Raw genomic sequence first — 22,803 nt, 5'->3', positions numbered from 1 at the left:
CATGTTTGTACTAATCTTTTTTGCATTGATGATGAGGTACCCAACAGAGGAGCAGGCGTTTGCTTGTATATCCGACAATTGACTATGGAGAGGGAGTAATCAATCATGATGGAACACCTGCGTAAAAGTGACCCGGCAGTGATGGAAGCAATGGGACTTGAACTGAAACGACAACGCCACAATATCGAGCTAATCGCATCCGAGAACATTGTCAGTGAAGCAGTAATGGAAGCTATGGGCTCCGTGCTGACGAATAAATATGCTGAAGGTTATCCGAACAAACGCTACTATGGTGGCTGTGAGCATGTAGATATCGTTGAAGACATCGCACGTGACCGCGCGAAAGAACTGTTCGGCGCCGAGCATGCTAACGTGCAGCCTCACTCTGGAGCACAAGCCAACATGGCGGTGTATCTGGCAGCTCTCAAACCTGGAGATACTGTACTGGGTATGAATCTGGCGCATGGTGGCCACTTAACACACGGAAGTCCGGTTAACGCTTCCGGCTTGTTGTATAACTTTGCTGCCTATGGTGTACGCGAAGACAACTTCCGCATCGACTACGATGAAGTGCGCAAGGCAGCCTTCAAGCACCGTCCTCGTCTGATTGTAGCTGGCGCGAGTGCATATCCGCGTACTATTGATTTTGAAGCTTTTGCTTCCATTGCCAATGATGTAGGTGCTTTGTTCATGGTGGATATGGCACATATCGCAGGTCTTGTGGCAGCGGGAATTCACCCAAGTCCAGTTCCGCATGCCCAATTTGTAACAACAACGACACACAAAACGCTGCGTGGTCCGCGTGGGGGTCTGATTCTGACTCGCAAAGCATGGGCGCAAGCGATTGATAAAGCTATTTTCCCTGGTACTCAAGGGGGGCCACTGATGCATGTGATCGCGTCCAAAGCGGTTGCTTTGGGTGAAGCGCTCCAGCCATCGTTCAAAACCTATGCGCAAAACGTAGTCCGCAACGCACAGGTGCTGGCTGAAACACTGCTGGCTGAGGGGATTAACATTGTATCCGGTGGTACGGATAACCATCTGATGCTGTTGGATACGCGCAATTTGAATATCACAGGTAAAGAAGCGGAGCATGTATTGGATTCCGTGGGCATCACGGTCAATAAAAATGCGATTCCTTTTGACCCGACCAGTCCATTCGTAACAAGCGGAATTCGTATTGGTACACCTGCTGCAACATCTCGTGGTATGGATGAAGAGGCTATGGTCAAAATCGGTAAAATCATTGCTGAAACCCTTAAAAACCCGAAAGATGATACTGTATTGTCCAAAGCAAGCCAAGCGGTTGGCGAGTTGACAGACAAGTTCCCGATCTATCCAGGAACTCAATACTAATTCATCGATATTCATAATCTTTATGTTAAAGGCTGTTTTCCTTCCATAAGCCGGAGGAGAACAGCCTTTTTTTGCTTCCGAACGACTCGAAACATACATTTTTGGGTAATAAGCGATTACAGTAAGGGTTTATGCGCGCTTTCCTTCATGATCTACGACAAAGGAGTGATTGCATTGAGTCAAAGAAAATCCGCGCAATTATTGCAGCAACTCGTATTTGTGGGACCGATGGCGTTGTTTTTCGTCTTGATTATGGTCATTCCGTTCCTGCTGGGGCTGTATTATTCCATGACGAACTGGGATGGAGTATCTGAAAATATCCGATGGCTCGGACTAGGGAATTACGTTCATATTTTTAGGGATGATCCAGATTTCCGTAATGCGTTCTGGTTTACGGTCCGGTTTACCGTATGTGGTGTCATTCTGACAAACCTGATTGGCTTTTTCCTAGCCTATGCACTTACCAAACCGCTGCGTACCCGTAATGCACTGCGAACTGTATTTTTTTTGCCCAATATGATTGGCGGCTTGCTGCTCGGTTTTATCTGGCAATTTATTTTTGTACGAGGCTTTTCTGCGGTAGGAGAGGCGACAGGGCTTTCCTTTTTTAAACTGCCGTGGCTGGGTGATGGGCCAACTGCTTTTTGGGGGACTGTCATTGTGTTTGTATGGCAATATGCAGGTTATCTCATGGTTATTTACATATCCTCGTTAAATAATGTCCCGCATGCCCTTATTGAATCGGCCCAAATCGACGGTGCGAGCCGAAGACAGATTTTGCGTCATATTGTAGTGCCACTTATTATGCCAGCGGTGACCGTCTGCTTGTTCCTGGCGATATCCTGGTCCTTTAAAGTATTTGAGTTGAATTTGGCTCTCACGAAGGGGGGACCTTTCAAGTCGACAGAGTCTGTAGCGTTGGACATATATAATGAAGCGTTTACAAATAATCGACTTGGATTAGGGACTGCCAAAGCTATGATTTTCTTTGTGGTCGTTGCGATCATTACCAGCATTCAGGTGCGTCTCACGAAGAAAAAGGAGGTCGAAATGTAATGGGAAAAACGTCAAACTATCGTTTGGGCACATGGGCTGCTGAATTATTGCTTATTGTGATCGGGTTAATCTTTCTGGTTCCGTTCTATTTTTTGCTCGTAAACTCCGTTAAATCCTTTGGCGACATTTTGGCCCATTCCGCTTCGTGGCCGACAACCTTCCGTTTTGAAAACTATGCTAACGCCTGGAATAAAATAAACTTTCCCACAGCACTGGGGAATTCACTGATTGTCACGATCGTCAGTAATGCGCTTTTGCTGCTAATCAGCTCAATGGCCGCTTACCAGATGGTTCGGCATGACACTCTTTTTAATCGTTGCCTATTCGGTTTGCTTGTGGCTGCGATGGTAGTCCCTTTTCAATCAATTATGTTGCCGCTTATGGAAGTGTCCAACGTATTGAGCTTGAACAACAGTATACCGGGACTGATCTTATGTTATCTGGGTTTTGGAGCGCCTTTGTCCGTTTTTCTTTTTCATGGCTTTATTAAAACGGTACCTATTGAGATCGAGCAGGCGGCAAGGGTGGACGGTTCATCCCGGTACGGGGTGTTCTTTCGCATCGTTTGTCCACTGCTGCTGCCTATGTTCGTAACCGTACTTATTTTGAACACCTTATGGATCTGGAATGACTATCTGTTGCCTTCACTCATTTTGAATGTTCCAGAGTTGCGCACCATTCCGATTGCAACCTATATGTTGTTTGGTCAGTACACCAAGCAATGGGATTTGGCGCTGCCAGCACTGGTATTGGGGATCGCGCCAGTTGTTGTGTTTTTTCTGGTGATGCAAAAATACATCGTTTCTGGCATTGCAGCCGGTGCGGTCAAAGGCTGATGGGAGGGATAACCGATGAAAAAAACAGCGTTACTTGTCATCTCCTTGATGGTGCTGCTCGCATGTACACTTGCAGGTTGTGGAAATACGAAGGCTCAACAGAGTGAGACGAAAACGATACACATTTATCAATTCAAAGTAGAGATTTCGGAACCGCTAAATAAGCTGAAGGCAGAATATGAAAAAACGCACCCTGGCATCAAGCTGGATATCCAATCTGTCGGTGGTGGTACGGACTATGGTGCTTCGTTGAAGGCTAAATTCGCATCAGGCGATCAGCCGGACATTTTTACAAATGAGGGCTACCAGGACCGCGATACGTGGCTGGAGTACTTGGAGGATTTGTCGGATCAGCCATGGGTGAAGGACCTGGACGATTTTGCTCGTAAGCCGATGACGGTTAACGGTAAGATTTATGGACAGCCTATGAACCTAGAAGGATTTGGTTTTGTTTATAACAAGGATTTGTTCAAAAAAGCGGGCATAACCAAATTGCCTCAGACGATAGATGAACTGGAGGAAGCAGCTAAGCGACTGAAAGCAGCAGGGATTATACCTTTTGCTAACGGGTATGCGGAATGGTGGGTTCTGGGAAACCATTTTATCAATATCCCGTTTGCCAGACAGCCGAACCCGGAAAGTTATGTTGCAGATTTAAACAAAGGGACGGCTCGCATCCCCGGTAACCCCGTGTTCGATCAGTGGGTGAAGTTGCTTGACCTGACTATAAAATATGGGAACCGCAATCCGCTCACGACGGATTACAATACACAAGTGACACTGTTTTCGACAGGTAAGGCTGCTATGATGCACCAGGGGAACTGGACGCAACCGCAAATGGATGGAATTAATCCTAACTTGAATTTGGGTATTCTGCCTGCTCCTATAGACAATGATCCCTCCACAGGAGGTAGACTCGCTGTCGGAGTAGCCTCGAACTGGGTGGTCAACAAAAATTCGCCTGTGAAGCAGGAGGCAAAAGAATTCCTCAATTGGTTGGTCACATCAGAAACAGGCAAGCATTATATCACCAAGGAATTTAAGTTTGTTCCCGCCTTCAAAAGTATCACGTCCAGTGACGAGACGACAGGCGATCTAGGTGCAGAAATATCTCGGCACGTGAGGGAAGGCAAGATATGGAGCTGGAACTTCCAACGCTTCCCGAAGGGGCTGAATCAGGATTTAAGCAGTAGTATGCAAGCCTATATTGCAGGGGTTATCACGAAGGATGAAATGCTTCAGCAATTTCAGGGAGCATGGGACAATTTGAAGTATAGATAAAAGAATAGCGCTGCATGAGGATGCAAAGGGGATAGGTCGGGCAGGAAGCTTAAAGTCCACAGGCTTTGACGGTCAAGTGCCGTCAGGGCCTTTTTGATGTGTTTTTATGTGACGAAAGTCACACGTGAAGTGGTCTTAATAAGTATTTTACATGTCATATCTTTCCCTTGACAAAAGGTTGCGGTGGCAGGTGTTAAATCAATCAAGGGAATGTTATAATAAACAGGATTTACAGGCACGCATTGCATCTGTGCTTATTTGGTTTGTACAAATAGGTTACATAGATCCTTTCGACTCAGGATAGTTCGATATGCTGGCGCGAAAGAACGTGACGATAATACCGGAGGGAATATATTATGGCGAAACTGGTGGTTTGCGATCACCCTTTGATCCAACACAAACTTACATTTATCCGCGATGTGCGGACAAACACCAAGGATTTCCGCGAGCTGGTGGATGAAGTAGCAACATTGATGGCTTATGAAATTACACGGGATATCCCGCTGGAAAGCATTACGGTGCAGACACCGGTTGCTGAGACAGAAGGTAAAGTGATTTCAGGACGTATGCTGGGTCTTATTCCGATTCTGCGTGCAGGCTTGGGTATGCTGGATGGCGTAGTAAAGCTGCTGCCTGCAGCAAAGGTAGGCCATGTGGGACTGTTCCGCGATCCTGAGACGCTGCAACCCGTAGAATACTATACGAAGCTGCCTACAGATGTAACTGAGCGTGAATTGATCGTGATTGATCCGATGCTTGCAACGGGGGGCTCGGCAATTGCGGCGATTGATGTGTTGAAAAAGAGAGGTTGCACTCAAATTAAAATGATGAATCTGATTGCTGCTCCTGAAGGAGTCAAAGCTGTGCAGGATGCGCATCCTGATGTAGACATCTACGTCGCTGCATTGGACGAGCGTCTGGATGATCATGGATACATCATTCCAGGTCTTGGTGACGCGGGAGACCGCTTGTACGGAACCAAGTAGACTGCCTTTGGCGGTTCGGCAAAATCTATGGACGTTATGACAGGTCATTTTTCTGAATAATGGAAGATCTGTGAAGCGGACATTTATTATGAAAAGGGGTTCAACAGAAAATGTCCAAAATCAAAGTGATGACAATTTTTGGTGTGCGTCCGGAAGCGATTAAGATGGCTCCTCTTATTTTGGAGCTTCAGCGTCACCCGGAGCATATCGAGTCCGTGGTATGCGTTACGGCTCAACATCGCCAGATGCTTGATCAGGTTCTGGAAGTTTTCAATATTCACCCTGACTATGATCTGGACGTAATGAAGGATCGCCAGACACTGAATGAAATCTCCATGCGGGTACTTCAAGGTCTGGAACCTGTATTGCGTGAGGCCAAGCCCGATATCGTGTTGGTTCACGGCGATACGCTGACCACTTTCCTCGCCAGCTATGCAGCCTTTATGCAGCAGATTGAAGTAGGGCATGTGGAAGCAGGCTTGCGGACGTGGAACAAGCTTTCTCCATATCCTGAAGAAATGAACCGTCAGCTCACAGGCGTGCTGTCTGATCTGCATTTCTCGCCTACTTCTTTATCGGCTGGAAATTTGCGGAAGGAAAATAAGCCTGAATCGCGAATATATGTTACAGGCAATACAGTAACTGACGTATTTCAGTATACGGTTCGCCAGGATTACGAGCACCCCGTACTGGACTGGGCTCAGGGCAAACGCCTGATTCTTATGACAGCACATCGCCGGGAATCCCAAGGGGAACCGCATCGTCAGATTTTTAATGCGGTTAAGCGAATTGCGGATGAGTTTGAGGATATCGCTATTGTTTACCCGGTTCATCCGAGCCCGGCTGTGAAGGAACCTGCATTTGAGATTTTAGGCAACCATCCGCGTATTAAGCTGATTGATCCGCTGGATGTTGTGGATCTGCACAATTTTTACCCACATACACATCTGATCCTTACGGATTCCGGTGGGCTTCAGGAAGAAGCGCCTTCGTTCGGAGTACCTGTTCTGGTGCTGCGTGATACGACTGAAAGACCGGAAGGAATTGAAGCGGGCACCTTGGAACTGGTGGGTACGAGTGAAGAGAACGTGTACAATCGGACCAAGGCACTTTTGACAGATTCCGCGTTGTACGAATCTATGAGCCAAGCAGCGAATCCTTACGGCGATGGCCAAGCATCAGTAAGAATTGTCAATGCGATTTTGCACCATTATGGTGTTCAATCCGAACGCCCTGAAGAATTTCACACAATGTTCACAAAAGGTGTTCGTCCGATATAATTATTCTTTACAAGGCAAGCATACAGTTAAACTGTACGGTTACCAAGGGATACAGCAATTTAAGATGCTTTGTCGTTTGATTTTATACTTTAGGGCACTAAAATATCTCAATTGACAAAGTATCTTATATTTAAGTAAAATGGACTGGAATTGCAGGGGTGACATGGAAAAGTGGTCAAACCTTCCAAGCAAAACAACAACCGAAATAACACCGGAAATGCCTTTAAGGCTATAGGACTGGTGAGCGCGATCGGCATTGATTTGGCGATATGCACACTGGGTGGTTTCTATGCAGGAAAATGGCTTGATGCCAAACTTGGTGGCTCCGGAATTTGGATTGGCGTAAGCGTTCTCGCAGGCTTGGTTGTAGGCGCATTAAGTATTGCCCTTGTGATCGGAAAGGTACTGAGGGATAACCATGAATGAGATGACCCGTATGCAAAAAATGTTATGGATCGTAGCGCTTGGTATTATGGCTCTGTGTTTCCTGGTCTCCGCCTTCATGCCCCAACATCGTGACATTGCTCACGGAATCATTCTGGGAACGGGAGTAAGCTGTCTAAATGTGCTGTATATGGCCTACAAAATTCGACAGGTTGCGAGTGCGGCCGCCGGTGAAAGAAAGAAGAGAGTGTTTGGTATTGGCTTTGGCGTTCGATTAGGGACCTCAATTTTGGCAGTGGTGCTGGCGATAGAATTTCCGGCCTATTTCCATGAGATCGCTGTAATGGCAAGCCTGGTGACTGGGCAATTTCTTCTGTTAATTATAGGCATCATATTCGCGCTTCAGGAAAAATGATGGCTCAACTGAGAAAGGGGTGAGAAAACATGTTGCATGAATCACCGATTATCCAATTGGGCGGGTTTAACATTGACTTGTCCGTCATTATTATGCTTATTGTGACTTGTGCGATTGTATTTGGACTGGCATTTGCTGCAACGCGCAATTTGTCTGTGGACAATCCAAGCAAGTTGCAAAATTTTATGGAATGGGTCGTAGAATTCGTTCAAGGACTGATTACCAGCACGATGGATTTGAAAAAAGGGAAGCCATTCCTCTCCTTGGGGATGACGCTGATCATGTTCATTTTCGTGGGGAATATGCTGGGCTTACCGTTCGGGATTGTGACCGAATTCGATAATGCGCAAAGTGCCCAAGTATTTGGACATGAAATCATTCCAGTCAAAGAAGCATTAGAACAAGCACAGGCGTCTCACCCAGGCGAAGCTGCCCATGTAGGCATCAGCTGGTGGAAATCACCTACTGCAGATGCAGGGGTATCTATTGGACTCGCTTTAATGATCTTTGTCCTGGTTCATTTCCTGGGAATCTTCCGCAATACCAAAGCTTACTTCAAGCATTACGTTCAGCCATTTCCATTCTTTTTGCCAATTAACTTGATTGAGCAGTTCTCAAAACTATTGACACATGGTATGCGTCTATTCGGTAATATTTTTGCCGGCGAAGTTTTGATCAGTGTTCTGCTGAAATTGACAGCACTTGGTGTAGGAGGCTGGATTGCTTCCGTATTGGGACTCGTTGTTTGGCAAGGATTTAGTATCTTTGTCGGCAGTATTCAAGCGTTCGTCTTCACGATTCTGACGTTTGTATACATTTCGCAGTCCATTGACACGCATGAAGAAGAGCATTAGACAAGCTCGTTTTCCGGTTTTTAGTTAAGTTCAGGAGTACGCTTCGCTCTTAACTGCAAATACATGTACAATATAAATACACATCACTAAGGAGGATTTTTAAAATGGGAGTTTGGGCATATATCGCAGCTGCAATCGCAGTAGGTTTGGGCGCTTTGGGCGCAGGTATTGGTAACGGTCTGATCGTAAGTAAAACAGTTGAAGGTATCGCTCGTCAGCCTGAAGCAAAAGCAACGTTGCAAACGGTAATGTTTATCGGTGTAGGTCTGGTCGAAGCCCTGCCAATCATCGGGGTCGTTCTGGCATTCATTTTCTACGCAGGTGCTTAATTGAATGGAAGCAAGGTTTGGCGGGGAAGGCACAGCCATCCGCGCCTTCTTTGTTCGTTTGAACATGAAAGATCCAGAACCGACGTTCACCGGAAAGGAGTGACTTCAATTGAGTTTAAATTGGACAAGTATCGTTTTCACAATCATTGCATTTTTGATCTTGTACTGGTTACTGACGCGTTATGCATTCGGCCCTCTCTTTTCCGTTATGGAGAAGCGGCGTCAGCTTGTATTACAGCAAATGAATGAAGCGGCACAGACGCGTGAACAGGCTGCTGCTTATGTTGAGGAGCAAAAGCAGGCTCTCCAGCAGGCACGTAAGGAAGCGTACGACATTATCGAGCAGTCAAAACAAACAGGTAACAAACAAGCGGAGCAAATTATTGTTCAGGCTAAAGACGAAGCTGTCCGCCTGAAAGACGAAGCTGTTCGTGAAATCACAAGCGAGCGTAATAAGGCGGTTGCCGAACTGCGCAGCGAAGTGGGTAAAGCTTCGGTACAAATTGCTTCCAAACTGATTCAAAAGGAAATCAAGGAAGACCAAGTCCAGGGAGAGCTTGTCGACCAATACCTTAAAGAGGTAGGAGGCAAAGCATGAGCCGGGATACGGTAGTAGCCAAACGGTATGCGAAAGCTTTGTTTGAAGTGGCAGAGCAGGAACAGACAATTATGGAAACCGAGCAGGAGCTACGTGCTTTTGTAGAGGCTGTATCGGGGGATGCTGAAATCCGTAAATTCATTAATTCTCCTAACATTACGGAAGCGGTCAAGCTTCAAGTTCTGGCTAACAGTTTTGAAGGCAAGCTTTCTGCCTCGCTAATTAACACGATCAAGCTGTTGATTCAGCGTAGTAGAGCAGATTTGTTCGAATCTCTCCTTGCCGGATACCTCGATATTCAGGCATACAAGCTGGGAATTGCTCATGCAAAGGTGTATTCGACTTATGCTTTAAGTGATCAGGAAAAAACAGCGGTAGCCGAGGAATTCGGAGCCCGTGAACATAAAACAATCCGTGTGGAAAATATAGTGGACCCGAGTCTACTGGGCGGATTGAAAGTGGTTATCGGCGATACACTGTACGACGGCAGTCTGGCCGGCAAGCTGGATCGTCTCGAGAAATCCTTTAACAGACGAGTATAGAAGATAGGGGTGAACACACTTGAGTATCAAACCTGAGGAAATCAGTTCATTGATTAAAAGTCAGATTGAACAATATAAAAATGATATCGAGGTCGTTGAAGTCGGCACTGTTGTTGAAGTCGGCGACGGTATTGCCCGCGTCTACGGACTGGAAAAAGTTATGGCCGGTGAATTGGTTGAATTCGACACTGGCGTATTGGGCTTGGCGCTCAACGTGGAAGAAAGCAATGTCGGTGTTGTTATTTTAGGTCAATTCTCCGACATTCGTGAAGGCGGTCAAGTAAAACGTACAGGTCAGATCATGCAGGTCCCTGTAGGGGAAGCATTGATCGGACGTGTAGTTAACCCACTGGGACAACCAGTAGACGGTAAAGGACCGATTGCTACAACAGAATTCCGTCCGGTTGAAAGTCAGGCTCCAGGCGTTATGGCCCGTAAATCGGTACATGAGCCTATGCAGACGGGGATTAAAGCTATTGATGCGATGGTTCCGATTGGTCGTGGTCAACGTGAGTTGATCATCGGTGACCGTCAAACAGGTAAAACTTCTATCGCAATTGATGCAATTTTGAACCAAAAAGGTAACGGCATGAAATGTATTTATGTCGCTATTGGTCAAAAACAATCCACGGTAGCTCAAGTTGTTGAAACATTGCGTCGTCACGGTGCGCTGGAATACACGATTGTCGTTACGGCATCTGCTTCCGAACCATCACCATTGCTGTACATTGCTCCTTACTCTGGCTGCGCCATGGGTGAGTATTTCATGTACAAAGGCGAGCATGTCCTTGTAGTTTATGATGACTTGACTAAACAAGCATCAGCTTACCGGGAACTGTCCCTGTTGCTGCGTCGTCCACCGGGTCGTGAAGCATATCCGGGTGACGTTTTCTATCTTCACTCTCGCTTGCTGGAACGTGCAGCGAAGCTAAATGATGAGTTGGGCGGCGGATCACTTACCGCATTGCCGTTCATCGAGACACAGGCTTCCGACGTTTCTGCATATATTCCAACCAACGTTATTTCCATCACGGATGGACAGATCTTCTTGGAAGCTGACTTGTTCTATGCAGGGCAACGTCCGGCGATCAACGTAGGTATTTCTGTATCTCGTGTAGGTGGTTCAGCTCAGATTAAAGCGATGAAAAAGGTAGCAGGTTCCCTGCGTCTGGATCTTGCTCAATATCGTGAGCTTCAAGCGTTCTCCCAATTCGGGTCCGACTTGGATAAATCCACAAAAGCCCGTCTGGATCGCGGCGCACGCATGATGGAAATTTTGAAACAAGGTGTTAACCAACCGCTTGCTGTAGAGCAACAAGTAGTGAGCTTGTATACTGCTGTAAAAGGCTTCCTTGATGATATCCCTGTAGCGGATGTAAAACGTTTTGAAAAAGACTTCCTGTCTTTCATGGTGTCTGACCATCAAGACGTGCTTCAATCTATCCGCGACACGAAAGACTTGGTTGCTGATAACGAAGCGGCTTTGAAGGCGGCTATCGAGAAATTCAAAAAATCATTCGCCACGTCGGTTTAATACATTGGAATTTGCCTGTTTATGATGAAAGATGTACTAAGGAAGCGTGCCCTCCGGGTTTTGGCTTCCTTGGCATGTTTTACCCTCAATAACAGGCCCTTTAACATATGTCCGGCTGGATTTGAATCTTACGAAGTGCTTGGACTTGGCCCAAGCTAAGGGATTGCTTACGAAGTTAGCTTTGGCTTTGCTGGAGCTTAAAGGTGGTGAAATCATGGCAAAAGGTATGCGCGAGATTAAACGTCAGATTAAAAGTGTGCAGAGTACGAAGCAGATCACGAAAGCGATGGAAATGGTCGCTGCATCCAAGCTGAGAAAAGCTCAGGAGAAAGCGGAGTCGGCTCGTCCTTACTCGGAAAAGCTTAAGGAAGTTGTGAGTAGCATTGCTTCTGGAGCGAATAACATCAAGCATCCAATGCTGGAAACGCGTCCGGTTAAAAAGACTGCTTATCTCATCATTACATCTGATCGTGGTCTGGCTGGTGGTTATAACGCCAATATTTTACGACAGGTTACGCAGACGATTTCTGAACGTCACCGTTCACAGGATGAATTTGTGATTTTCATCATTGGACGAAAAGGACGGGATTATTTCAGACGTCGTGAATTTCCTATCGCTGAATCGGTAACAGATCTGTCGGATACACCTGCTTTTGCAGATATCAAAACAATTGCAAGCAAGGCTGTACAAGGCTTTGAACTTAAAGAATTTGATGAGCTTTATCTATGCTATAACCGCTTTGTCAACGCATTGACTCAAATTCCAACAGTTGACCGTCTGTTACCAATGGCAACACCGGATTCAGCTACAGCTTCATCCTCAATTAACTATGAGTATGAGCCTTCACCAGAAGGAGTGCTGGAAGTATTGCTGCCGCGTTACGCGGAAACGCTCATTTACGGCGCTTTGCTGGATGGTAAAGCTAGTGAACTGGGAGCGAAGATGACGGCGATGGGATCTGCTACGAAGAATGCTTCCAAGTTAATTGGTGAGCTTTCCTTGACCTATAACCGTGCTCGTCAAGCGGCTATTACCCAGGAAATTACGGAAATCGTTGCAGGGGCAAGCGCTCAGTCTTAATCAGGCTTGTTGCGACTGTTTTATAGCAGGGTCTACACTATTATGATAAATTGCGGGCGCAAAACAAATCAGAGTGGTTCGGATTTGCGGCTGTGCAAGCTTGTAGGAGGGAAACCAAAAGATGAACAAAGGACGCGTAGTGAGCATCATGGGTCCGGTTGTCGACGTTGAGTTCGAACGTGGACAACTTCCGGAAATCCTGAATGCCATTCATATTGGGACTGTGCTGGAGAGCGGAGTCAAAATTGATCTGACGCTCGAAGCTTCAAAACATCTAGGTGACAACCGTGTGCGTTGTATTGCCATGTCTTCCACAGATGGTTTGGTTCGTGGGGCTGAAGCCATAGATCTGGGAGCACCTATTTCAGTACCTGTCGGCGAAGCTACTCTTGGACGCGTATTTAACGTGCTTGGAACGCCAATTGATAATGGTGCTGATATGAGTGAAACGGCTAGAAATCCGATTCACCGTCAAGCTCCTTCTTTCGATGAGCTGACAACTCAAGCAGAGATGCTCGAAACCGGTATTAAAGTTATCGACTTGCTGGCTCCTTATGCTAAGGGTGGTAAAGTCGGATTGTTTGGTGGTGCTGGTGTAGGTAAAACCGTAACCATTCAAGAATTGATTAACAATATCGCTCAGGAGCATGGTGGTATTTCTGTATTTGCGGGTGTAGGTGAACGCACACGTGAAGGAAATGACTTGTACCATGAAATGAGAGATTCCGGCGTTATCAACAAAACAGCGATGGTGTTCGGACAAATGAACGAGCCTCCGGGTGCACGTTTGCGTGTAGCTCTCACAGGTCTGACGATGGCGGAATACTTCCGTGACCAAGAAGGCCGTGACGTGTTGCTCTTTATTGATAACATTTTCCGCTTTACTCAAGCAGGTTCTGAGGTTTCGGCCCTGTTGGGACGTATGCCTTCAGCAGTAGGTTACCAGCCTACGCTGGCTACTGAGATGGGTCAATTGCAAGAACGGATTACTTCTACTAAAAAAGGTTCTGTTACTTCCATTCAGGCGATCTATGTGCCTGCGGATGACTACACTGACCCGGCTCCTGCTACAACGTTTGCCCATTTGGATGCTACAACGAATCTGGAACGTAAAATTTCCGAAATGGGTATTTACCCGGCGGTTGATCCACTCGCATCAAGCTCCCGTATTTTGGCTCCAGACGTTGTGGGTGAAGAGCATTACAATGTAGCACAAGGGGTAAAACAAATTTTGGCCCGCTACAATGAGCTTCAGGATATCATTGCCATCCTGGGTATGGACGAGCTGAGTGAAGAAGATAAAATGTTGGTGGCACGTGCACGTAAAATCCAGCGTTTCCTTTCTCAACCTTTCCACGTTGCCGAAGCATTTAACGGCTTCCCAGGTAAATATGTGCCGGTTAAAGAAACTGTACGAAGCTTCAAAGAAATTTTGGAAGGCAAGTATGACCATCTTCCAGAAGCGGCTTTCCTTTTTGTAGGAGCCATCGAAGAAGCAGTTGAAAAAGCTAAAACGTTGTAAACAACAGGCAAAGAATAGCCGAGCCTTACGAAGTGAGCTGTCTGCGGACAGCTTCCAGGAGGGATTCAAGTGAGCACGTATTTACTAGAGATTGTGACGCCGGAGCGCCTGGTTTATACAGAACAGGTAAACAGCATCAGTGTTCGCGGCTCGGAAGGCGATCTTGGGATTTTACCTGGACACCTTCCCTTGGTCACTCCCTTGAAGATTGCACCGATACGCATTAAAATCGGTGGTCAAACCGAAGTGATCGCGGTCAATGGGGGCTTTCTTGAAGTCCGCAAGGATAAAGTGGTCATTTTGGCTGAGAGTGCGGAACGTTCCGAAGAAATTGATGTGGAGCGTGCCCGTGCGGCAAGGGAGCGGGCAGAACTGCGGCTCCAGAGCAAGCAGGAACAGATAGATCATCATCGGGCGGAAGTAGCTCTGCAACGGGCGCTTAACCGTTTAAATGCTACAAGCATCAGAACCAATAAGAATTAATATTGGATTTTAAGTGGAATTTTAAAAGGGTTCGGCATAGTATACGGATGGAACGACAAGGAGACCACTTCATAATTTCTGCCAAAGAATGTCCGGTAGAAGGTGAGGGAGAACCTTGCTTCCTTCGATCACTGTGATCGGGCCCTTTTTTAGCTGTTATTACCAAATATACAGTCCTATTTCTTGCCCGGCTGCTAGGTATTTAGTACCTTTTAAATTCACGAAACAGAAGTGATTAATCACATTTTGTCGAAATAAATGTCCTGAAAACAGAAATAGCACTGGCATATTAGGCGTTCGCCGAGTATTATAAAGAAGTCTGTGACGCAGATGGGAGGAATTATGGTTGAACGGGAAACAGCAATTGGCTGAACAGCTAAGTCAATCGGCGAGTATGACCGCGCTGATCTCCATGATCGTGTCGCTCATCTGTATAGCGTTAGCTTGGTGGGCTTTACAGAGTTTTAAGCTGGATTTGTTAATCCGGCAACCCAAAGGACCGCAAGGCAGATTGCTACACTTGTTTCTTGCTATAATTTTGGGACAGTTGGTTTCTGGGTTCCTGTTGAGCTACATTTCTTGGAGTCAGATGCTCTAGAATTTGTTTTAACATGAAGTGGGCGGGTTATATGACCTTATGACTGTGTCTCTGCGGGAATTGTCGAATAACATCGCGTCATATTGTTAACAATGGTAAACAAAAGAACCATACATGTATAGCTGGCTGAATCAGTCAGAGTACAATGGTCGTCAAGTACAAAAAACGCTTGTATACTTGTTTTAATCAGTGGTATGATGGCAGTTAGGGTATTAGTAAAATCTTGTTTTTTTATGTAATGAAAAAGCAAGGCATGAAAATAGCGGAATATGTTCTTTTTTTCCAGAATGGAAAAGGGAAATGACGCGCGGAGGGAACCATAGATGAGCAAATTTATCGTCCGCGGTGGCAACAGATTGACCGGGAGTGTCAAAGTCAGCGGAGCCAAAAACTCAGTTCTGCCGATCATCGCCGCTTCTCTGCTAGGAGAAGAAGGAGAAAGTGTTATTATTGATGCACCTCCTCTAGACGATGTGATGACCATTAACAAAGTGCTGGAGTCCTTAGGAGCAGGCGTTACATACCAAGATGAGGTCATTCGTGTTGACGCGCGGAAGATAATTTCCTGTGAAGCCCCTTACGAGTGGGTTAGGAAAATGCGCGCATCATTCTTGGTTATGGGGCCGCTGCTTACACGTTTGGGACGTACAAGGATCTCGCTTCCAGGCGGATGCGCAATCGGAACGCGACCAATTGATCAGCATTTGAAGGGTTTTGAGGCATTGGGCGCGGAGATTAGCCTGGGCCAAGGTTTTATTGAAGCTAAAAGTAACGGGCGTCTGCGTGGAGCTAAAGTTTATTTGGATGTAGCCAGCGTAGGAGCAACCGAGAATATTATGATGGCCGCTACTCTTGCTGAGGGCGTAACTACCATCGAGAATGCTGCTAAGGAACCTGAGATTGTTGATCTCGCAAATTTCCTGAATGGAATGGGTGCCAAAGTACGCGGTGCGGGCACGGGCGTTATTCGTATTGAAGGCGTTGAGAAGCTGCATGGTGTAAAACATACGGTCATTCCCGACCGGGTAGAAGCAGGTACTTATATGGTTGCTGCTGCGATCACAGGCGGGAACGTATATGTAGAAGGCGCAATATCCGATCATTTAGGACCGGTTATTTCCAAGATGGAAGAAATGGGTGTAACCATTCAACCTGATGAGAACGGAATTCGTGTCATTGCAGATAAGCCGTTAAAGGCCGTTGATGTTAAAACATTGCCTTATCCTGGTTTTCCTACCGATATGCAGTCTCAGATGATGGCACTTCAACTTGCCGCTGAAGGAACGAGCATTATTACGGAAACCGTGTTTGAAAATCGTTTCATGCATGTGGATGAATTTCATCTCATGAATGCGGAAATTAAGGTTGAAGGTCGTTCCGCCATTGTAACTGGTAATGCTAAGCTGACAGGTGCGAAAGTAACCTCTACAGATTTGCGTGCAGGTGCTGCGTTAATTCTGACCGGACTCATTGCGGAAGGTACAACGGAGGTATCCGGCGTACATCACATCGATCGCGGTTACGTTCATTTGGCTGAGAAGCTGACTGGATTGGGAGCGGACATTTACAGAGTGACCGTGGAAGAGTCCAAACTGAATCATTCGCCCAGTACAGAGCGCGTAATGCCAGAAGAGACGTCGGGAAATCTGTTTAAGAAGATCCAGCCTTCCCTCGCCTAAGCTTTAACGTATGTCGCTTCATGTTGCATAAGTATATTCTTGAACAATAAGGAACCAAGTCCGAAAGGGCTTGGTTTTTTTGTTGTTTGCAACCAGTTTTTTTCATTCTTTCAGTTCTCTTAAAACGGTTCTATCAAAGTGGACGACTTCATATGATTGAAAATATCTGCTGGAGTATATCTGTACTTCCAGCCGGACACTTAGCCCTTTGATGGAGGTTTCAGCCTATGAAAGATTCACAGGTTCGCATCCGTATACCCATTCATCATCCTAAGGAACATCGCCAGGCTTCACTTGCGGAGGAAGGTTCTGGCTCTATAGCTACTTCGTTACAAAAAAATAAGCTTATGCAACAGCAGCCGGACACAAGAGGTACATTGCCGATTGGCGTCAAGCCCAATCGGCGTACAACAGCCGTGCCTTCCGCTGTGAACTCCGTTGATACGGCTTTGCCTATTGCTGGAGCAGCGGTCCATGACACACGCGCTGCAAGCCCGCTGCAGGTGCCGCTACCGCACCTGCGTCCTTCCGCCGGGCGTGCCCCGCGCTGGGGCAGCCGCCGCCCATGGCTGCCATTCGCCGCCATGGCAGGGGTGCTGGTGCTTGCCATGGCTGTGCCCGCGCTAATGGCGTGGCCTCGCCAGACGGCGCAGCAGGTGCCACCGAGCAGTCGCACGGCAGCACCGGCTGCACCTAGCGTAACGGCAAAGGGCGGGACGCCCGTCACGCGCCTGCCGGGTGTCCCGCCGATACCGGCGGTGCCCGCTGCTCCAACGCGCAGCGTGCCGGTGGTGGCAGAGCCGGACGTGCGTGTGTACGTCACGTCTACCGGTCGCACGGAGACGTTACCGCTGGAGCAATACATTGTCGGCGTAGTAGCCGCCGAAATGCCGCCCAGCTTCGAGGGCGAGGCACTGAAAGCGCAGGCCATTGCCGCGCGTACCTTCATTGCCCGGCGTTTGCTGGCTGATGACACCAGCGGTGCCCCGGCGGGAGCAGATGTGACGGATACTGTTAAACATCAGGCTTATATCTCTAAAGCTAAACTTACTAGAGAATGGGGGCACTCTGGTAAATCCGCAGAGCTGGCTAAAATTCAGCAGGCCGTACGAGACACCAAGGATACGATCATGGTATATGAAGGCAAGCCCATTACGGCCTCTTTTTTTTCTACTAGCAATGGCTACACCGAAAATTCAGAGGATGTATGGGCGAAGGCAGTGCCCTATTTACGAAGTGTGTCAAGTCCATGGGACAAGCAGTTGGCCCCACGTTATACAGAAACCGTCACACTGAGTCGTCAGAGTGTGTTCGATAGATTGGGGTTGAGTCGTACTGCGATAGCTGCTTCTACTGGAGGAGGGAGAATGCCAGAGATTCGTATACTCTCTAAGACAGAAGGACATCGCATCAAGAAGATTGAGGTTGGTGGTTCAATCTTTACAGGGCCGGAAATCCGTAACAAACTGGGGCTGCGTTCGGCTGAGTTTACGTGGAAGGCTGAAGGGGATCGGATTGCTATAACAACCTATGGTTATGGTCATGGTGTTGGTATGAGTCAGTGGGGAGCCAATGGAATGGCCAAGGAAGGTCATACTGCCACTCAAATTCTCCTTCACTATTATACTGGCATTTCTTTTGCGCAAGCCTCTCGTATTCTAAGTTAGTAAATATTTCGAAACTTTGAAGTATAAAAGAGTTGCACCCGGTAACACTGGTTACTGAGGTGATGAGCAAATGAATGAACAAAATAAAAACCAGAACCAAAACCATGAAGAAACACCCAAAACCTTTCAGGGTGGAAGAGCTTCACGGCCGTCTTCGTGGAAAAAGCTGTTGTCCAAAAGGTGGGCATACCCGGCAGCCTACATTGCCGCAGCAGCCATTATACTAACCTTAGTGTGGGTCTATCAGGATGCCAGCCAGAAGTCTTTCAAACCTGACCCAGCTAGTCCATCGGTACAAAGCACAAGTGCAGTGAACACCGATGTTAACGGACAACAGCCAGAAAGCGTGGAAGTAGTTGCCCAGTCGGAAAATATCGCATGGCCAGTAGCAGATGCTGGCGCAGTACAGGTCGTAAAGCCGTTCTTTGATGAGAACGCGACCGCTGATGAGCAGGCGGCAGCTATGGTAGAGTACGATAAAACATTTACCGCTAACACTGGGATTGATCTTTCCCGGGCCGACGATCAGGCGTTTGAAGTGAGAGCCGCCCTGAGTGGCAAAGTATCTCGTGTGGAACAACATCCGCTGGTAGGTAGTGTCGTAGAAATCACGCATGATAATAATCTCAAAACGGTGTACCAAAGCTTGAGTGATCTGAAAGTAAAAGAAGGCGATCAAGTGAAACAAAACGATGTGATTGCTTCAGCGGGTCGTAACGAGCTTGAAAAGGATTTGAAAACACATCTGCATTTTGAAGTGTATCAGGATGACAAGCCTGTAAATCCAGCTGGTCTGCTTCCTAAAAAATAAATTTGGTCATGGCTTTGCATGCAAAGCGGGGAATCCACATTCCCTGCTTTTTTCTTGTGTAGTTTTTGTGCATAAGGTAAACATAAGCTGCTTTTGCCAAATAAATAGGCCTTCGGAAGCATGTCTTCCCGCCAAACCGCGAATATATAGGCACGCTCCTCATATAATGTACCAAACTATCCACAGTAGGGAGGCGGGAGCGTGCACGATTACATCAAGGAACGGACCATCAAAATCGGTCGCTGTATCGTGGAAACAAGGAATACGGTCCGTACGATTGCCAAGGAATTTGGTGTCTCCAAGAGCACGGTGCATAAAGATCTGACCGAACGGCTGCCTGAAATCAACCCGGATCTTGCCGATCAGGTGAAGCACATTCTCGAATACCATAAATCCATCCGCCATCTGCGGGGAGGAGAAGCGACGAAAATTAAGTACAAAAAAACGAGTGGCAAACGAAGGGAGATTCTCGTTTCTGGCAAGTCCTAAAAATATATAGTGAATTGGCTGGCAAAGCCATTGAATCAACCCCCTGAAGTATGATATGTTAAAAGATGGTACAAGACGAAAAATGACATGTAACCGTAGGTTTATACATATATTTGCCGCTTCTTGTCGAATCTTAGCTTTTTAAAATATCACTTTGGGGGCCTTTTTAATATGTTCAGTAATGATATCGGTATCGACCTCGGTACGGCCAACGTGCTTATCCACGTCAAAGGGAAGGGGGTTGTTCTTGACGAACCTTCCGTTGTCGCGATAGAAAGCGATTCAAAAAGAGTTCTGGCTGTCGGAGAGGAAGCGCGCCGCATGGTGGGACGTACTCCTGGTAATATCATAGCCATCCGTCCATTACGTGATGGTGTCATCGCCGATTTTGAAGTAACAGAAGCGATGTTAAAATATTTTATCAATCGGGTAGGGGGAAAAAGCTGGTACAGCCACCCTCGTATTCTAATTTGTGCGCCGACGAACATTACCTCAGTGGAGCAAAAAGCGATTCGTGAAGCGGCGGAGCGTAGCGGGGCCAAGGAAGTATTTTTGGAGGAAGAGCCAAAAGCGGCTGCCATCGGAGCAGGAATGGATATTTTTGAGCCTAGCGGCAACATGGTAGTGGATATTGGTGGCGGAACGACTGACGTTGCAGTCCTCTCTATGGGGGATGTCGTAACAGCTTCTTCCATTAAAATGGCAGGAGATAAATTTGATACAGCCATCATGAAATATGTAAAAACGAAGTACAAGCTTCTGATCGGGGAACGTACGGCTGAGGATATCAAGATTGCTATCGGAACCGTGCATCCGAGCGGACGTCGTGCAGAGATGGACATCCGTGGACGGGATATGGTATCCGGATTGCCTAAAACGTTAAGTATTTCTGCGGATGAAGTGCAGGATGCGCTTAGAGATCCTGTATCGGCGATTGTTGCTGCGGCCAAGTTTGTATTGGAGCAGACCCCACCGGAACTGTCAGCTGATATTATTGACCGTGGTGTTATTTTGACTGGTGGCGGCGCCTTGCTTAGCGGATTGGACGAGCTGCTTGCTGAAGAACTGCGTGTTCCGGTACTGGTTGCCGAAGATCCGATGCATTGTGTTGTTAAAGGTACAGGAATTATGCTGGATAATTTGGATCATGTGGTTAAGAAAAAGTTCTAATCTGCCGATAGTGACTATAAGAGACTCGTGTGCGGTTAGACAGGTTGCCTAGCATTTTGGCTTTCGTGTATCCGCGCGAGCATATGATTTTAGCAGAGTATAGGATTGGGGTGCACGATACATGTTGAGAGGTTTATATACTGCGGCCGCCGGATTGATGACACAACAACGACGCCATGACACTGTGACGCAAAATATTGCTAATATGAATACGACGGGATACAAACAGGAGAACAGTGTTCAGCGTTCTTTCCCCGAAATGCTTATTTCCATGACGGGTGGTAACCCTGATAACCCGGACCGTACGGTCGGCAAGCTCAATACTGGCGTTTTTGCTGAGGAAAGCCTCTCCCCTTACATTCAGGGAGCATTAAAGGACAGTGGACAAGCGACGGATTTTGCGATACAGTCCAATATTAATGTGAACGACCCAGCTACTGGTCAACCTATGGCTTTTGATCAGGCAGGGAAATTCATCAATGCTAACGGTGAAGTCACCTACCGTCCAGAAGCATTTTTTACGGTGCGGGACAGTAATGGTAACGTTCGTTATACACGTGATGGACATTTTCAAGTAAATGGAGCGGGAGCATTGCTTTCATCGACTGGCTCAGCGGTGCTGGATACGAATGGAAACCCGATTCAATTGACGGGGGCTGTCTCAGAGCTTAAAGTAAATGAGCGGGGCGAATTGGTAGATAGCCAGTCCAACCAGACATTGGGAACGACGCTCGGTATTAGTGTCATTGATCGTCCGTACCAGCTCGTTCGTGAGGGCAATGGAAATTTTCGCCTGAATGATACTGACGGTGCTACAGCTAGAATGATGACTGCTAACGATGCTGTATCCGTTCGTCAAGGTTATCTGGAGGTATCTAATGTAGATGCTTCACAGTCGATGGTGGATATGATGGCTGCGTTAAGAGCGTATGAGGCGAATCAGAAGGTAATTCAATTTTATGATAAAAGCTTGGACAAGGCCGTTAATGAAGTAGGCCGTGTATAACAGGGGGTAAGTGATGAACAACTCCATGATTGGCGCAATGGTATCTATGGCCAGTGTGCAGCAGCGTTTGGATTTAATTGCCGATAATATTGCTAATATCAATACAGTGGGTTATAAGAGTAAACAGGGTTCCTTTGAAGATGTATTGGCCAATGTGCAGCAACAGCCTTCAACGTATCTCCAAAATGGACGGGCCATGCCGCTCGGCTATAATTTGGGCTACGGAGTTAAAACGGCCGCAATCATGAAAAATATGGAGCAAGGTCCGCTCAAGGAGACGGGACTTCCTACCGATCTGGCGATTCAAGGTAATGCCATGTTTGAAGTTCAGGGAAATGGGCAAAAAGCTTGGACCCGTGACGGTAGCTTTCATTTTGTTCCTGATCCGAATGATAGTGCGACGATGATGTTGACCACTGCTGAAGGTTATTCCGTGCTGGATAACAATGATGTTCCTGTGACTGCTCCAGCGGGTTCCAAGGTGGCTATTAACTCGGATGGCGAATTGCTGATTCGTGCTAATGGAACTGGGGCTCCGACAGTTGGTCAGAGAATCAAGCTAATGGATGTACAGCGTCCAGAAGGACTGGAACAGCGGGATGATAACCTATTCGTGTTGTTGAATGGTGTAACAGAGGCAAATGTATTCGGAGCTGCAGGTGTGGCAGGTGCTGTTCCAGCGGACGTATCTTTGCGTTCCGGTTATCTTGAGGAATCTAATGTGGATTTAGCGGGCGAAATGACGGATATGATGCAAGTTCAGCGGATGTATCAAATGGCGGCACGGGCATTAACTTCTAGTGATACGATGATGAACCTGGCCAACAATCTGAGGGCTTAAGGATT

24 protein-coding genes are annotated in these 22,803 nt (G+C 47.0%); all 24 read left to right on the top strand.

Going from position 1 to position 22,803, the window contains the following annotated elements:
- Nucleotides 1–105: 105 nt before the first annotated feature.
- The 24 genes from glyA (at nt 106) to ACM1ND_RS24625 (ending at nt 22,798) form a co-directional block, all read left to right on the top strand.
- On the top strand, nt 106–1,356 hold the full coding sequence (gene glyA, locus ACM1ND_RS24740; protein WP_013312336.1) for a serine hydroxymethyltransferase: 1,251 nt from the start codon (nt 106–108) through the stop codon (nt 1,354–1,356).
- A gap of 174 nt (nt 1,357–1,530) precedes the next feature.
- Entirely contained in the window at nt 1,531–2,412 is an 882-nt protein-coding gene (locus tag ACM1ND_RS24735) for a carbohydrate ABC transporter permease (RefSeq protein WP_023990715.1), read from the top strand.
- A complete protein-coding gene (locus tag ACM1ND_RS24730) occupies nt 2,412–3,248 on the top strand; it encodes a carbohydrate ABC transporter permease (protein ID WP_023990714.1) in 837 nt (278 codons plus the stop codon). Before ACM1ND_RS24735 ends, ACM1ND_RS24730 begins: the two co-directional genes overlap by 1 nt.
- Before the next feature lie 15 nt (nt 3,249–3,263).
- Entirely contained in the window at nt 3,264–4,529 is a 1,266-nt protein-coding gene (locus tag ACM1ND_RS24725) for an ABC transporter substrate-binding protein (RefSeq protein WP_023990713.1), read from the top strand.
- Between the two features lie 356 nt (nt 4,530–4,885).
- Nucleotides 4,886–5,515: a uracil phosphoribosyltransferase gene (gene upp, locus ACM1ND_RS24720; protein WP_013312332.1), complete on the top strand. Its 630-nt coding sequence runs from the start codon at nt 4,886–4,888 to the stop codon at nt 5,513–5,515.
- Nucleotides 5,516–5,625: 110 nt separating this feature from the next.
- Nucleotides 5,626–6,795 carry a non-hydrolyzing UDP-N-acetylglucosamine 2-epimerase gene (gene wecB / locus ACM1ND_RS24715; RefSeq protein WP_023990712.1) on the top strand — a complete coding sequence of 390 codons (1,170 nt, stop codon included), beginning with the start codon at nt 5,626–5,628 and terminating at the stop codon, nt 6,793–6,795.
- A gap of 171 nt (nt 6,796–6,966) precedes the next feature.
- Nucleotides 6,967–7,221, top strand: a complete 255-nt coding sequence (locus ACM1ND_RS24710) for an AtpZ/AtpI family protein (protein WP_023990711.1) — start codon at nt 6,967–6,969, stop codon at nt 7,219–7,221.
- Nucleotides 7,214–7,594, top strand: a complete 381-nt coding sequence (locus ACM1ND_RS24705) for an ATP synthase subunit I (protein WP_013312329.1) — start codon at nt 7,214–7,216, stop codon at nt 7,592–7,594. The genes ACM1ND_RS24710 and ACM1ND_RS24705 overlap by 8 nt, the downstream gene beginning before the upstream one ends.
- A 29-nt stretch (nt 7,595–7,623) precedes the next feature.
- Nucleotides 7,624–8,448 (top strand): F0F1 ATP synthase subunit A, encoded by an 825-nt coding sequence (gene atpB, locus ACM1ND_RS24700; RefSeq protein WP_028542178.1) that lies wholly within the window; start codon nt 7,624–7,626, stop codon nt 8,446–8,448.
- A gap of 104 nt (nt 8,449–8,552) precedes the next feature.
- Nucleotides 8,553–8,777, top strand: coding sequence for a F0F1 ATP synthase subunit C (atpE, locus tag ACM1ND_RS24695; RefSeq protein WP_007432750.1), 225 nt, complete (start codon nt 8,553–8,555; stop codon nt 8,775–8,777).
- 109 nt (nt 8,778–8,886) lie between these two features.
- Nucleotides 8,887–9,375: a F0F1 ATP synthase subunit B gene (gene atpF / locus ACM1ND_RS24690; protein ID WP_023990709.1), complete on the top strand. Its 489-nt coding sequence runs from the start codon at nt 8,887–8,889 to the stop codon at nt 9,373–9,375.
- Nucleotides 9,372–9,917 (top strand): F0F1 ATP synthase subunit delta, encoded by a 546-nt coding sequence (locus tag ACM1ND_RS24685; protein ID WP_023990708.1) that lies wholly within the window; start codon nt 9,372–9,374, stop codon nt 9,915–9,917. Before atpF ends, ACM1ND_RS24685 begins: the two co-directional genes overlap by 4 nt.
- A gap of 19 nt (nt 9,918–9,936) precedes the next feature.
- Complete coding sequence (gene atpA / locus ACM1ND_RS24680) at nt 9,937–11,451, top strand: F0F1 ATP synthase subunit alpha (protein ID WP_013312325.1); 1,515 nt, start codon at nt 9,937–9,939, stop codon at nt 11,449–11,451.
- Nucleotides 11,452–11,665: 214 nt separating this feature from the next.
- On the top strand, nt 11,666–12,532 hold the full coding sequence (gene atpG, locus ACM1ND_RS24675) for an ATP synthase F1 subunit gamma (protein ID WP_023990707.1): 867 nt from the start codon (nt 11,666–11,668) through the stop codon (nt 12,530–12,532).
- A gap of 121 nt (nt 12,533–12,653) precedes the next feature.
- The gene (gene atpD / locus ACM1ND_RS24670; protein WP_013312323.1) at nt 12,654–14,054 is read left to right on the top strand and encodes a F0F1 ATP synthase subunit beta; all 1,401 of its coding nucleotides are present in this window, start codon (nt 12,654–12,656) and stop codon (nt 14,052–14,054) included.
- 69 nt (nt 14,055–14,123) lie between these two features.
- Nucleotides 14,124–14,537, top strand: a complete 414-nt coding sequence (locus tag ACM1ND_RS24665) for a F0F1 ATP synthase subunit epsilon (RefSeq protein ID WP_013312322.1) — start codon at nt 14,124–14,126, stop codon at nt 14,535–14,537.
- Between the two features lie 346 nt (nt 14,538–14,883).
- Entirely contained in the window at nt 14,884–15,135 is a 252-nt protein-coding gene (locus ACM1ND_RS24660; RefSeq protein ID WP_013312321.1) for a DUF1146 family protein, read from the top strand.
- A 323-nt stretch (nt 15,136–15,458) separates the two neighbouring features.
- A complete protein-coding gene (murA, locus tag ACM1ND_RS24655; protein WP_028542175.1) occupies nt 15,459–16,814 on the top strand; it encodes a UDP-N-acetylglucosamine 1-carboxyvinyltransferase in 1,356 nt (451 codons plus the stop codon).
- A gap of 227 nt (nt 16,815–17,041) precedes the next feature.
- On the top strand, nt 17,042–18,481 hold the full coding sequence (gene spoIID, locus ACM1ND_RS24650; RefSeq protein WP_023990705.1) for a stage II sporulation protein D: 1,440 nt from the start codon (nt 17,042–17,044) through the stop codon (nt 18,479–18,481).
- A 70-nt stretch (nt 18,482–18,551) separates the two neighbouring features.
- Nucleotides 18,552–19,292, top strand: coding sequence for a M23 family metallopeptidase (locus ACM1ND_RS24645; protein ID WP_013312318.1), 741 nt, complete (start codon nt 18,552–18,554; stop codon nt 19,290–19,292).
- A 201-nt stretch (nt 19,293–19,493) separates the two neighbouring features.
- Complete coding sequence (spoIIID, locus tag ACM1ND_RS24640; protein WP_007432737.1) at nt 19,494–19,781, top strand: sporulation transcriptional regulator SpoIIID; 288 nt, start codon at nt 19,494–19,496, stop codon at nt 19,779–19,781.
- A gap of 171 nt (nt 19,782–19,952) precedes the next feature.
- Nucleotides 19,953–20,951: a rod shape-determining protein gene (locus ACM1ND_RS24635; RefSeq protein WP_013312317.1), complete on the top strand. Its 999-nt coding sequence runs from the start codon at nt 19,953–19,955 to the stop codon at nt 20,949–20,951.
- Between the two features lie 121 nt (nt 20,952–21,072).
- Complete coding sequence (locus ACM1ND_RS24630) at nt 21,073–21,957, top strand: flagellar hook-basal body protein (protein WP_023990702.1); 885 nt, start codon at nt 21,073–21,075, stop codon at nt 21,955–21,957.
- A gap of 13 nt (nt 21,958–21,970) precedes the next feature.
- Nucleotides 21,971–22,798 (top strand): flagellar hook-basal body protein, encoded by an 828-nt coding sequence (locus ACM1ND_RS24625; protein WP_028542172.1) that lies wholly within the window; start codon nt 21,971–21,973, stop codon nt 22,796–22,798.
- Nucleotides 22,799–22,803: the final 5 nt, after the last annotated feature.

The organism is Paenibacillus sp. JJ1722, assembly GCF_048282685.1.
Classification (GTDB): domain Bacteria; phylum Bacillota; class Bacilli; order Paenibacillales; family Paenibacillaceae; genus Paenibacillus; species Paenibacillus polymyxa_B.
This window is presented reverse-complemented; position numbering and strand designations above follow the sequence as displayed.